Genomic DNA, 12,276 nt, shown 5'->3' with positions numbered 1-12,276 from the left:
AGACAGAAGGAAAGAGGATTTAATTATGGCCACCAAGAAACCCAAGGGATTGGGTCGCGGACTGGACGCCTTGCTGGGCGCCGATGCGCCCGCCATCGACAACATCGGCAAGGCTGTCGCCAAGCCCGAGGGTCCGCCGTCCACCCTGCCCATCTCGAAGATGCGCGCCGGCAAGTATCAGCCGCGCACGCGCATGGACGAGGGGGCCCTGGGCGAGCTGGCCGAATCGATTCGCACGCAAGGCATCATGCAGCCGATTCTCGTGCGTGCGCTGGGCGACGCGCCCGGGCATTACGAGATCATCGCGGGTGAACGGCGCTTTCGCGCGGCGCAGCTTGCCGGCCTGAAGGAAGTGCCGGTGCTGGTGCGCGAGGTCGCCGACGAAAACGCGGCCGTCATGGCGCTGATCGAAAACATCCAGCGCGAAGACCTGAATCCGCTGGAAGAAGCGCACGGCGTGCGCCGTCTGCTCGATGAGTTCGGCCTGACGCACGAACAGGCCGCGCAGGCCATCGGCCGCTCGCGCTCCGCCACCAGCAATCTGCTGCGTCTATTGAACCTGGCCGCGCCCGTGCAGACCATGCTGCTGGCCGGTGACGTCGACATGGGCCATGCCCGCGCGCTGCTTGCCGTTGACGCGGCCACGCAGATCCAGCTTGCCAACCTCATCATCGCGCGCCGCCTGTCGGTGCGCGAAGCTGAAAAGCTCGTCGCCAAGACCGCCAAGGAGGCCGAAGCGTCGGCCTCGCCCAAGAAGAAAACCAACGGCGTGTCGCGCGACCTGACGCGTCTCGAAGAAGCACTGTCCGACCACCTGGGCACGCGCGTCGCGCTGAAAGTGGGCGCCAAGGAAAAGGGGCAGATCGTCATCGATTTCCACGGCTGGGAGCACTTGAACTCGCTCCTCGAACGCCAAGGCCTTTCCGGAGCCGTGGATGCCTGAACGCGCATTGCCCGTCATTGCGGTGCTCGCAACGGGCGGCACGATCGCAGGGGCCCAGGCCGACGCCACGTCCGCGGGCTACAAGGCCGGCACGTTTTCCGTGAACGATCTGCTTGGTGCGGTGCCGCAGCTTGCCGGCATCGCCGAAATCCGCGCCGAACAAGTGGCCAACGTCGGCAGCCAGAACATGACGCACGACGTCTGGCGCACACTGGCGCAGCGCGTGGACACGCTTTGCCAGGACCCCTCGGTGGCAGGCATCGTCATCACCCACGGCACGGACACGCTCGAGGAAACCGCGTATTTCCTCAGCCTGGTCAACCGCCATGACAAGACTGTCGTGCTGGTCGGCGCGATGCGTCCGGCCACGGCGCTTGGCGCCGAAGGCCCGGCCAACCTGTACAACGCGGTGGCGCTGGCGCGTCACCCCGACGCGCGCGGCCGCGGGCCGCTCGTCGTCATGAACGAAGACATCCACTACGCCCGCGAAATCCAGAAGATCGCCAGCGCGGGTCTGTGCGCCTTCTCGTCGCCCAATCGTGGCCGCGCCGGCGTCATGCACGGCGGCGTGCCCAACTTCTATTCGCGCAACGCCACCACGTTCGGCGAGCAAAGCGAGTTTTCACTCGCATTGCTGGAAAAGACCGGCTGGCCGCGTGTCGACATCGTCTACGCGTACGCCAACCTGCAGGCCGATCTGATCGATTTTCTGGCCAGCGCGGCTGACGGCATCGTGCTGGCGGGCGTGGGCGATGGCAACGCCACCGACCTGGCCATCGAAGGCCTGCGCCGCGCGGCGGACGATGGCGTGGCGGTCGTGCGGTCCAGCCGCACCGGCAGCGGGTTCGTGGCGCGCGATGTCGAAGTCGACGACGCCGCCTTGGGTTTTGTCGCGGCGCGCGACCTGAACCCCCAGAAGGCGCGCATCCTGCTGATGCTCGCCCTGACGGTCACGCGGGATCCGGCTGCCCTGCAGCAGATCTTTGACCGTTACTGAACCATGGACCGCGGCGGCTAGGCCGTCGCGGCGCCTTGCTGCGCAAGCCCCAGGTTGGTCCGCAGCATGTCGTACACCTGCCGCGTCAGCGGATTGATGAGATCACGCCTTATCCACAGGAAGTACGTCACATCCGGCAGCGGTGGCAGTCCTTCCTTTTCTCCCAGCACCCGCATCTCCGGCCCCAGCAGTTCCACGCTGCGCGCCGTCACCCCCAGGCCCGCGCGTAGCGCCGCCTTGATCCCCACCAGATTCGGCGCCACGTAGTTCGTGTGCCAGCGCACCTGCGCCTGCTCCAGTGCATTGAGCGCCAGCCGGCGGAAGATGCTGGGCTCGTCCGCCAGCACCAGGGGTACGGGCGAGTGGGCATCGTGCACGTAATCTGCGGACGCCAACCATACCGTCGGCGACGTGCGCAACGCCACGCCCTCGAAGTCCTGGTCAAAGCGCGTCGAAATAGTCAGATCGATTTCACCGGCGCGCAGCGCGTCCATCAGGAAAGGACTGCGATCCACCCGGATCTCCAGTTTCACGCGAGGCGCGACACGCGCGATGTGCGTCAGCAGCGTCGGCAGGATCGTGTCCGCCACGTCCAGCGGTGCACCCAATCGCAGATCGCCTTCCAACGGCCCGGCCTGCAGCGCCCGCAACGCTTCGTCATTGATGGCCAGCATGTGCCGCGCGTATTCGACCAGCCGCCGGCCGTGGGAAGACAGCACCTTGTTGCGGCCCTGCTTTTCAAAGAGGGGCAGGCCGATCATGGACTCGAGCCGCTGCATCTGCTGCGTGATGGCCGACTGCGTCTTGTGCAGCCGGTTGGCGGCTTCCGAGAATGTTTCATGCTGGGCGATTGCCGTCAGCGTGCGCAGCAGGTCAAGGTCAAGGTTCCGCATCAGGGCGTTGGAAACGGGTTCAGGGATAACCCGACACATTAGCAGCCCTAATGGAATGTTCAAGCAATTTAAATTGTTGGCCCGTAAACCCGGCGATACAGTGAGTGCAATAACTCATGAAACAAGAGGGAACGTCGACGTGAGCACTGCACATCCTCAACAGGCCGGCATCGATAGCGCGGTCGAAAATATTAAAAAAACTGTAGGAAATAAGGGCCTGAACCGCGACAGCCTGCAATCTGTCCTGGACGAGCTGGTTGCCCTGGCCGGCAACACCGCGTGGTGGGGCGCCGACCGCTATCCGCCGCCTGAAGGCGAAGAACGCCAGGCCCGTTACCTCATCGCCGAGGACGCCGACAAGAGCTACGCGCTCTATCTGAACGTGATGCGCCCGGGCAAGAAGATCGTGCCGCACAACCACACCACCTGGGCGTGTATCGCCGCGGTCGAGGGCGTGGAATACAACTACGTGTACGACCGCATCGACGACGGCTCGCAACCCGGCGTCGGCAAGCTGGAAAAGGTCGACACCGTCGTCGTCGGTCCCGGCAGCGGCATCGCCCTGATGCCCGACGACATCCACGCCGTGGAGATCCAGGGCGACAGCGTCATCCGCCACCTGCACATGTACGGGCGCGCGCTGGAAACTTTGGACCAACGCCTGGGCTTCGACCTGGAGACCGGCACCTGCAAGATCATGCCCATCGGCGTGCAGACGCGGCGCTGATCATGAGCAAACCCTTCCGGTCCGCGACGCGCCTGCTGCGCGCGGGACGTCCTCATCAAGGCTGGGTCAATACCCCGGTCACGCGCGCCAGCACATATGTCTTTGACAGTGTGCAGGCGTGGCGCGATACGCGGGCGCGCCGCGAACAGGAGCGCCTGCCATCCTACGGCGCGCGCGGCACCGACAGCACGCACGCATTGGAAGATGCGCTGATCGAACTGGAAGAGGGCTATCGCGCCAAGCTGTACCCCACGGGGCAGGCCGCGATCGCCACTGTGCTGCTCGCCTATCTTCGCGCGGGCGACCACGTGCTGCTGACCGATGCCGTGTACGAGCCGGTGCGGCGGTTCTGCGCCGAACACCTGACGCGCCTGGGGATCGAATTCACGTACTACCGCCCCGATGGCCAGGGCATCGAGCCGCTGATCCGGCCCAATACCCGCATGATCTACGCCGAGTCGCCCGGGTCCCTGACGTACGAGATGCCGGACCTCACCGAGTTATCCACAACTGCAAAAAAACACGGCTGCTGGCTGGCTGTGGATAACACGTGGGCGTCCGGTTTGCTGCAAAAGCCGCTCGCATTGGGCGCCGACATTTCCATCCTGGCCGCCACCAAATACCTCGGCGGCCACGCCGACGTGATGATGGGCGCGGTCGTCACCAACGATCGTGCCTGGCGTGCACTGGAACGCGCAACGATCGACTTTGGCCAGACGGTTGGCGCCGACGACGCTTACCTGGTGCTGCGCGGCATGCGCACGCTGCCGTTGCGCATGGAGCAGCACGCGCGCAGCGCGCTGCAGATCTCGCAGTGGTTGCAGGCGCGGCCCGAAATCTCGCGCGTCTTGAATCCCGCCTTGCCGGGCGATCCCTCCCACGCCATCTGGCGGCGCGATTGCAATGGCGCCAATGGCCTCCTGACGATCGAACTGTCCGACGCCTACACCGAGGCCGATGCCGAAAGGCTTATCGACAGCCTTCAGCTCTTTGGCATCGGCGCATCGTGGGGCGGCTTCGAAAGCCTGGTGATTCCGGTCTTTCTGCAGAACTCGCGATCGCTTCCCGGCTATCAGGCCAGCGGTCCCATGCTGCGCCTGCATATCGGCCTGGAAGATCCTGACGACCTCATCGCCGACCTGGAACGCGGTCTTGCCGCGCTGACCCAACCCCTTCGCTCCCTCCGAATCTCATGATGCAGTCCTCTCACGACCAACAATCCGCCAGCGTCGATTCGCATACGCTCAAGCAGTGGCTGCACGACGGCGGCGAGATCGCGCTGCTGGACGTGCGCGAACATGGCCAGTATGGCGAGTCCCATCTCTTCTACGCCGCGCCGGTGCCGTACAGCAGGCTCGAAATCGACATCGTGCGTCTTGCGCCGCGCCTTGGCGTGCGCGTTGTCGTCTACGACAACGGCGGCGATGACGACACTGCGGCGCGTGCTGCGCGCGCACTGGCCGCGTTGGGCTACACCAACGTGCACCGATTGGCGGGCGGGCTGGCGCAGTGGCAGCGTGATGGCTACGCGGCATTCGCGGGCGTCAACGTGCCCAGCAAGACCTTCGGCGAACTGGCCGAAGAGGTTTTTCACACCCCCCGCATCGGCGCCCGCGAACTGGCCGAGCGTCAACGCCGCGGCGACGACCTGATCGTGCTGGACGGCCGTCCGTTTGCGGAATACCAGAAGATGAGCATCCCGGGCGGCATCTGCTGCCCCAACGGCGAGCTGGCGCTGCGCGCTCATACGCTCGCGACGCGGCCGGACACCACCATCGTGATCAACTGCGCCGGCCGCACCCGCAGCATTATCGGCGCGCAGACGCTGATCAATCTTGGCGTTCCCAATCCCGTCTACGCGCTCGAAAACGGCACGCAAGGCTGGTACCTCGAAGATCTGCAGCTCGAGCACGGCGCGCGCCGCCGCTATGCCGACGACGTTCCGCAGGACGACGTACCGGCGCTGGCGCAGCGCTCCGCGCAGCTCGCCCGGCGCCATGGCGTGCCGTCGGCAAACGCGGCGCAGGTACAGGCCTGGCTAGGCGATTCCGCGCGCACGACGTTCCTGTGCGATGTGCGCAGCGCCGAGGAATTCGCGCAAGGCTCGCTGCCGGGCGCGCAGCACGCACCGGGCGGCCAGCTTATCCAGGCGACGGACCAGTACATCGCCGTGCGCGGCGCACGCATCGTCGTGTTCGATGCGGAAGGCGTGCGCGCCCCTGTCGTCGCGAGCTGGTTGCGGCAGATGGGCTGGGACGCTTGCACACTTGAAGAAGGAAGTGACGCGTCGCTGCGGAACGACGTGGCCGCGGCGCTGGTGCCGCCGATCACCGTGTTGTCCGATACGCAGCTTGCGGACGCGCTGTCGCTCGGCGCGCAAGCGATCGATATCCGCCCCAGCATGCGGTATCGGGCGCGCCACGTCGCCGGCGCGCGCTGGTCGATCCGGCCGCGTCTGGAACGGCTGACCCTGGATCCCGCACGTCCCGTCATCCTGCTGGCCGAGGACGCCGCACTGGCGGCCTGGGCGGCGAACGATCTTCGCGCATTGGGCGTTTCAGACGTCAAGGCGAACACGGGCACGCCCGAAAGCTGGACCGCGCAAGGGATTGCGCTGGAATCCACGCCCGCCGACCCACCCGACAGCGACTGCATCGACTACCTCTTTTTCGTGCATGACCGCCACGACGGCAACAAAGCGGCGGCGCGCCAGTACCTGGCCTGGGAAACCAACCTCGTCAAGCAGATCGACGAGCGGGAACGTGCCACCTACCGGTTCCCCGGGGCTCCGGCCGGCTGACGCCCGCCGCCGCGCCGACACGCACGGCGATACCCACGCTTCAACCTGATCAGTACGCCCCGGCGGCCTTTGCCGGCGGGGTGCGGACGGTTCATGGCGAACCGGAATGCAAAGGACGGCCGAGTATCCGGCCGCCAACTCAAGGGGAAATCCAGATGAAGCAACACGCATTGCACGCTTGCAAGATCGCCGCCGCCGCGATGGCCGGCTTGTTGTGGGGCGTCACGGCGCACGCGCAGGCGCCAGCGCCGTTGGCGGACTATCCGAAGCAGGCCATCACCGTGGTCTCGCCGTTTCCTCCCGGCGGCGGCAACGACGGCGTCGCGCGTCTGATCGCGCAGGAACTGGGCGCCATCACGGGCCAGAGCGTGGTGGTCGAGAACCGTTCGGGGGCGGGCGGCAACGTCGGCACCGCGCAGGTCTCGCGCGCCAAGCCCGACGGCTACACCCTCGTGATGTCGCAGACCAGCGTCATGGCCGTCAATCCGCGCTTGTACAAGAATGTGGGCTTCGATCCGCTTAAGGACTTCGTGCCGATCTCGCAGATCACCTCGGCGCCGCTCGTGCTCGTGTCGCGTGCTGACGGGCCGTACAAGACGCTGGACGCCTATCTGGCAGCGGCACGCAAGCAGCCGGGCGTCATCACGTATGCCACGCCCGGCAACGGCACGATGAGCCACCTGATGGGCGCGCTGGTGTCCAAGAAGGCCGACGTCCAGCTGGTGCATGTGCCGTACCGCGGCGCCGCGCCCGCCGTGACGGATTTGCTAGGCGGCACTGTTGACATGCTGATCACGTCACCTGCATCGGCCGAGCCCATGGTTGCCGCCGGAAAACTGCAGATCCTCGCCATGAGCCATGGCGACGGCGTCGGCGTGTTCAAGCGCGCACCCACGCTGAAGCAGGCCGGACTTGAAGGCATCACCGCCGACGACTGGTACGGCCTCTTCGCACCCGCCGGCACGCCACCCGAGCGCGTTGCGTACCTGGCGCAGGCCGTGGACCGCGCCATGAAGTCGCCCGCCGTGATTGCCAAGATCAACAGCGGCGGAAGCCAACCCGTCGGCAGCGCGCCGGACGCCTTCAAGAGCCGGCTGCAGCAGGACACCGCGTACTGGGCCGAAATGGTGAAGACGGCGGGCGTGTCGCTGGACTGAACGCGTTTGCGCACCCTAGGGAAACCACGGGGAGCGGCGTGTGTGTGCAGGGCGAGCCAGCGGGGATGCCGTTCAAGTACAGGGCAGGGCACGTTTGCCAACATGTGGCTTCGTGACTAGACTGGAAAAACGTGCAGTCCCGCGCAACGCTTCAGCCACAAGGTGAACAAGCATGCACGCACTAGGGGTAGCAACGCTGGAAGACGCAGAGCGGCTGGTCCAATCCAGCCCGCTCTCGCATATCAAGGTGGGCCTGTCCGACGTCGACGGCGTCATGCTGGGCAAGTACCTGCGGCGCGACAAGTTTCTGGGCGCCTTGCGATCCGGCCTCGCGTTTTGCGACGTGGTCCTTGGATGGGACCTCGACGACCAGCTCTACGACAACACCCGCTACACCGGCTGGCACACGGCATACCCCGATGCAAAAATGCGGATCGTGCCGCAGAGCGCGCGCCGGCTTCCCTTGGAGCAAGGCCCCGGCGGCGAGGACATGCTGCTGTTCCTGGCCGAATTCGAAGGCGATGCCGCCGCCATCTGCCCGCGCCGTCTGCTGCACCGCGTGATCGATCGCGCGGCGGACATGGGCTATGACGTCTACGCCGCACTGGAATATGAGTTCTTCATGTTCCGCGAGACACCGCACTCGGTCCGCGCCAAGCACTACCGCAACATGGAGAACTGGACGCCGGGCAATTTCGGATACTCGGTGCTGCGCAGCACGGTCGAGGGAGACTTCTACCGCAAGCTGCTCGACCTGTGCGAACGCATGGACATGCCCATCGAAGGCCTGCACACCGAAACCGGCCCGGGCGTGCTGGAAGCGGCGCTTGCCGTGGACCGGGCGGCGGCCGCGGCCGACAAGGCATTTCTGTTCAAGACCTTCACCAAGGCGCTCGCGCAGCAGAACGGCCTGATGGCCACCTTCATGGCGAAGTGGTCGCACGAGCATCCCGGACAGAGCGGCCACATCCATCTGTCGCTGCGCCACCACGACACGGATCGATCGGCCTTCTTCGACGAGTCGCAGCCGCATGGCGTCAGCAGCACGCAGGCCGCCTTCATGGCGGGTGTGCAGCACTATCTGCCCGAGTTCACCGCGTTGTACGCGCAGACCATCAACAGCTATTCGCGCCTGGTGCCCGGCTACTGGGCCCCGCTGGACGCCACCTGGGGCATGGAAAACAGGACGACGGCGCTGCGGCTCATTCCCGGCAGCGACAAATCGCAGCGCGTCGAAGTGCGCATCGGCTCGGCCGACGCCAATCCCTATCTGGCCCTGGCCGCGGCGCTGGCGTCCGGCTTGCACGGCATCGAACAGGGACTGACGCCCGAGCCCATGGTGCAGGGCAACGCCTACACGCAGGAGTTTCCGGCGCATCTGCATCTGCCCACCACCTTGTGGGAGGCCGCGCAGCGTCTCCGCGCATCTGAAGCGGCGCGTCAGCTGTTTGGCGACGCGTTCGTCGAGCACTATGCCGCGACGCGCGAGTGGGAAGAGCGGCAGTTCCGGCGCCATGTGACCGATTGGGAGTTGGCGCGCTACTTCGAAATCATCTGAACTGTTCATCGCCACCAGGCCGCCATGACCGACGAACTGATCACCATCAGCCCGATAGACGGACGCGAGGTCGTCCGCCGCGCATATGCCAGCGACGCGCAGATCGCGCAGGCGCTGTCCAACGCACAGGGCGCGCAGCCGGAATGGCACGCGCTCGGCATCACCGCGCGGGGGCGCATCGTCGAGGCCGCAGTGGCGCATTTCGTGGCGGCCAAGGATGAGATCGCGCGCGCCATCACCATCCAGATGGGCCGCCCGTTGCGCCACGCGCCCGGCGAGGTGGACGGCTTTGCGGCCCGGGCGCGTCACATGATCGGCATCGCGGAAACAGCGCTCGCACCCATCGCCGCGCCCGCGCAAGCCGGCTTCACACGTTTCATCAGCCGCGAACCCATCGGCGTGGCGCTCACCATCGCGCCGTGGAACTATCCCTTGCTGACCGCGGTGAACAGCATCGTGCCCGCGTTGATGGCAGGCAACACCGTCATCCTCAAGCATTCAGACCAGACGCCGCTGTGCGCGGAACTCATCGATCGCGCGTTTCGAGACGCGGGGGCGCCGAGAGGCGTCTTTCAATACCTGCACGCCAGCCACGACATCACGCAGCGGCTGATCCGCGCTCCCGAGATCGGCCACGTTTCCTTTACCGGCTCGGTGCGGGGAGGGCGCGTCGTCGAGGAAAGTGCGGCGGGCCGCTTCATCGGCGTCGGGCTGGAGCTGGGCGGAAACGATCCGGCCTATGTGCGAGAAGACGCCGACCTTGACGCGGCGGCAGAGTCGTTGGTCGACGGCGCCTTCTTCAACGCCGGCCAGTCCTGTTGCGGCATCCAGCGCATTTACGTGGCGCGCGGCGTACATGACGCGTTTGTCGAGCGCGCCGTTGCCTTGACGCACCGCTACGTGCTGGGCAATCCGTTGCAGCCGGACACGACGCTTGGCCCCGTTGTGCGTGCCCGCGCGGCGGCAGAGATTCTCGACGTCATCGAACAGGCGGTCAGTTCAGGTGCGGTAAATCTGATTGATCACTCGCATTTCAAGAATGCGAGTGAAGGCTCATCTATGAGCAAAAGCTCGTGTTATGTGGCGCCCGCTTTACTGACTCAGGTTGACCACCGGATGCGCATCATGAGCGACGAATGCTTTGGTCCGGTGGTTGGCATCATGCCGGTCGACAGCGACGATCAAGCCATTGCGCTGATGAACGACAGTCCGTATGGATTGACCGCCGCGGCCTATACGCAGGACGAAGCCGCCGCGTTGCGTATCGGCAGGCAGCTGCGCACCGGCACGTTCTTCATGAACCGCTGCGACTACCTCGATCCGGCGCTGGCGTGGACGGGCGTCAAACAATCGGGACGGGGCGTGTCCTTGTCGGCCGTCGGATACGAACAGCTCACGCAGCCCAAGTCTTTTCATCTGCGCAGCCTCTGACGCCGCGCCATCAGGATTCGCATCATGACCGTCCCCGCCGTCAACTGGAACTATCCCACCAACATCAAGGCAGGCCCCGGGCGCATCAAGGAGCTTGCGGGCTATTGCCGCGAGCTTGGCATGACACGCCCATTGCTCGTGACGGATCCGGGGCTCGCTGCGTTGCCCATGGTTCGCGACGCGGTAAGCGCATGCTGCGATGCGGGGCTGAATTGCGCGGTGTTCCACGACATCAAGGGCAATCCGACCGGTCGCAACGTCGATGACGGCGTGGCTGCGTTCAAGCGAGGGCAACATGATGGTGTGATCGCCTTCGGCGGCGGCTCCGCGCTTGATGCGGCAAAGGCTATTGCCTTGATGGCCGGGCAGGACCGGCCCCTATGGGACTTCGAAGATATCGGCGACAACTACCTGCGCGTCAATGCCGCCGTCATGGCGCCCGTCGTGGCCGTGCCCACCACCGCGGGCACGGGCTCCGAAGTCGGGCGCGCCTCCGTCATCACCGATGAGGCCGCGCAAGTAAAGCGCATCATCTTCCACGCCCGCATGCTGCCGTCCATCGTGATCCTGGACGCCGAGCTCACGGTCGGCCTGCCGCCGAAAATCACGGCTGCCACGGGCATGGATGCGCTATCGCACAATCTCGAGGCCTATTGTTCGCCGGTATTTCATCCCATGGCGGCCGGCATCGCACTCGAAGGCATGCGCCTCATCAAGGAGTATCTGCCGCAGGCCGTCGCCGATGGTGCCGACCTGCAGGCGCGTCAGCAGATGCTTACCGCCTCATGTATGGGCGCCACCGCGTTTCAGCGCGGCCTGGGCGCGATGCACGCGCTCGCACATCCGCTTGGCGCGCTGTATGACGCACACCACGGGTTGCTCAACGCCATCCTCATGCCTTATGTCTTGAAAGCCAACGAGCATGCGGTCGCGCCGCGTCTTGAAGCGCTCGCTCGCTACCTCGGCCTGCCGCAGCAGGGACCCGGGGCAGTGCTTGAGTGGGTGCTGGGGCTGCGCCAGGCAGTCGGCATCCCCCACACGCTGGCGGAAATCGGCTTGGACGATGCCCAGGCCGAGCGGGTAGGGCACATGGCGAGCCAGGATCCGTCCGCTGGAACCAACCCGGTAAATTTCTCCGCAGAAAAATATTCTCAGCTTTTCCGTGCAGCAATTCGCGGAAACCTGTAAGCTTCGCCCCCTCTGTGCGGAAACGCGGCGGAGGTGGAACTGAAATTTTGAATTTTTCATCCGAATGGTTTGACAGCGGATTTGAAAGTGTTCATAATCTCAAGTTCTCCGCTGGAGGGGTGCCCGAGTGGTTAAAGGGGGCAGACTGTAAATCTGTTGGCCTTGCGCCTACGTTGGTTCGAATCCAACCTCCTCCACCAGAGACCCATACCTAAATCCAGGCGCGGTTTGCCTGGATTTGCAATGTAAGGCCCGAAAAACTGGGCGACCTTCGCAAAGAAGGCGGCAAAGTTTTAAGGGCCTACGTTTCGAAGGGTTGGGAAGCGAGAAGGTGAAAGGGTTTGCCGCGGGTGTAGCTCAATGGTAGAGCAGAAGCCTTCCAAGCTTACGACGAGGGTTCGATTCCCTTCACCCGCTCCAAGATTTTTAAATGCCCATGTGGCTCAGTGGTAGAGCACTCCCTTGGTAAGGGAGAGGTCGCGCGTTCGATCCGCGCCATGGGCACCACAAATTCCAAATTCTTTTCTTCAGTCAGAAGCGCAATCCAGGTCAGGAGTCAGCCATGGCAAAAGGCAAGTTTGA

10 protein-coding genes and 3 tRNA genes are annotated in these 12,276 nt (G+C 64.9%); 12 read left to right on the top strand and 1 reads right to left on the bottom strand.

The features are described from left to right. The first annotated feature begins 25 nt into the window (after positions 1-25). Both B2W22_RS13375 and B2W22_RS13370 read left to right on the top strand, forming a co-directional pair. Positions 26-943: a ParB/RepB/Spo0J family partition protein gene (locus B2W22_RS13375; protein ID WP_062839279.1), complete on the top strand. Its 918-nt coding sequence runs from the start codon at positions 26-28 to the stop codon at positions 941-943. After that, a complete protein-coding gene (locus B2W22_RS13370; RefSeq protein ID WP_175124806.1) occupies positions 936-1,940 on the top strand; it encodes an asparaginase in 1,005 nt (334 codons plus the stop codon). The genes B2W22_RS13375 and B2W22_RS13370 overlap by 8 nt, the downstream gene beginning before the upstream one ends. 17 nt (positions 1,941-1,957) lie before the next feature. Here B2W22_RS13370 and B2W22_RS13365 read toward each other — a convergent pair whose 3' ends face one another. Continuing rightward, positions 1,958-2,833 (bottom strand): LysR substrate-binding domain-containing protein, encoded by an 876-nt coding sequence (locus tag B2W22_RS13365; RefSeq protein WP_175124805.1) that lies wholly within the window; start codon positions 2,831-2,833, stop codon positions 1,958-1,960. A 139-nt stretch (positions 2,834-2,972) separates the two neighbouring features. Between B2W22_RS13365 and B2W22_RS13360 the strand changes: the two genes are divergently transcribed. From B2W22_RS13360 to B2W22_RS13315, 10 genes are all read left to right on the top strand, one after another. Next, positions 2,973-3,560, top strand: a complete 588-nt coding sequence (locus B2W22_RS13360) for a cysteine dioxygenase family protein (protein ID WP_175124804.1) — start codon at positions 2,973-2,975, stop codon at positions 3,558-3,560. Positions 3,561-3,562: 2 nt separating this feature from the next. Continuing rightward, positions 3,563-4,756, top strand: a complete 1,194-nt coding sequence (gene metC / locus B2W22_RS13355) for a cystathionine beta-lyase (RefSeq protein ID WP_175136937.1) — start codon at positions 3,563-3,565, stop codon at positions 4,754-4,756. Further along, positions 4,756-6,360, top strand: coding sequence for a rhodanese-like domain-containing protein (locus tag B2W22_RS13350; RefSeq protein WP_175137167.1), 1,605 nt, complete (start codon positions 4,756-4,758; stop codon positions 6,358-6,360). Before metC ends, B2W22_RS13350 begins: the two co-directional genes overlap by 1 nt. 155 nt (positions 6,361-6,515) lie before the next feature. Beyond that, positions 6,516-7,517 (top strand): Bug family tripartite tricarboxylate transporter substrate binding protein, encoded by a 1,002-nt coding sequence (locus tag B2W22_RS13345; protein ID WP_286938089.1) that lies wholly within the window; start codon positions 6,516-6,518, stop codon positions 7,515-7,517. Positions 7,518-7,689: 172 nt separating this feature from the next. Continuing rightward, positions 7,690-9,075 carry a glutamine synthetase family protein gene (locus B2W22_RS13340; RefSeq protein WP_175124801.1) on the top strand — a complete coding sequence of 462 codons (1,386 nt, stop codon included), beginning with the start codon at positions 7,690-7,692 and terminating at the stop codon, positions 9,073-9,075. A 24-nt stretch (positions 9,076-9,099) separates the two neighbouring features. Further along, positions 9,100-10,506 carry an aldehyde dehydrogenase family protein gene (locus B2W22_RS13335; RefSeq protein ID WP_286938086.1) on the top strand — a complete coding sequence of 469 codons (1,407 nt, stop codon included), beginning with the start codon at positions 9,100-9,102 and terminating at the stop codon, positions 10,504-10,506. Between the two features lie 24 nt (positions 10,507-10,530). Then, the gene (locus tag B2W22_RS13330) at positions 10,531-11,694 is read left to right on the top strand and encodes an iron-containing alcohol dehydrogenase (RefSeq protein WP_286938083.1); all 1,164 of its coding nucleotides are present in this window, start codon (positions 10,531-10,533) and stop codon (positions 11,692-11,694) included. A gap of 113 nt (positions 11,695-11,807) precedes the next feature. Further along, positions 11,808-11,894 (top strand) — tRNA-Tyr (locus B2W22_RS13325). 146 nt (positions 11,895-12,040) lie between these two features. Continuing rightward, a tRNA-Gly gene (locus B2W22_RS13320) sits at positions 12,041-12,114 on the top strand. 12 nt (positions 12,115-12,126) lie between these two features. Further along, positions 12,127-12,201 (top strand) — tRNA-Thr (locus B2W22_RS13315). Positions 12,202-12,276 lie beyond the last annotated feature (75 nt).

Source organism: Achromobacter sp. UBA4530, from assembly GCF_002388205.1.
Classification (GTDB): domain Bacteria; phylum Pseudomonadota; class Gammaproteobacteria; order Burkholderiales; family Burkholderiaceae_B; genus Achromobacter; species Achromobacter animicus.
Note: the sequence above shows the minus strand (reverse complement) of the source record. Positions and strands in the feature narration are given on the sequence as shown.

What these genes read in the sequence shown, in the direction of transcription:
- B2W22_RS13375 (WP_062839279.1), top strand. Translation starts at nt 26, where the DNA reads ATGGCCACCAAGAAACCCAAGGGATTGGGTCGCGGACTGGACGCCTTG.
- B2W22_RS13370 (WP_175124806.1), top strand. Translation starts at nt 936, where the DNA reads ATGCCTGAACGCGCATTGCCCGTCATTGCGGTGCTCGCAACGGGCGGC.
- B2W22_RS13365 (WP_175124805.1), bottom strand. Translation starts at nt 2,833, where the DNA reads ATGCGGAACCTTGACCTTGACCTGCTGCGCACGCTGACGGCAATCGCC.
- metC (WP_175136937.1), top strand. Translation starts at nt 3,563, where the DNA reads ATGAGCAAACCCTTCCGGTCCGCGACGCGCCTGCTGCGCGCGGGACGT.
- B2W22_RS13350 (WP_175137167.1), top strand. Translation starts at nt 4,756, where the DNA reads ATGCAGTCCTCTCACGACCAACAATCCGCCAGCGTCGATTCGCATACG.
- B2W22_RS13345 (WP_286938089.1), top strand. Translation starts at nt 6,516, where the DNA reads ATGAAGCAACACGCATTGCACGCTTGCAAGATCGCCGCCGCCGCGATG.
- B2W22_RS13340 (WP_175124801.1), top strand. Translation starts at nt 7,690, where the DNA reads ATGCACGCACTAGGGGTAGCAACGCTGGAAGACGCAGAGCGGCTGGTC.
- B2W22_RS13335 (WP_286938086.1), top strand. Translation starts at nt 9,100, where the DNA reads ATGACCGACGAACTGATCACCATCAGCCCGATAGACGGACGCGAGGTC.
- B2W22_RS13330 (WP_286938083.1), top strand. Translation starts at nt 10,531, where the DNA reads ATGACCGTCCCCGCCGTCAACTGGAACTATCCCACCAACATCAAGGCA.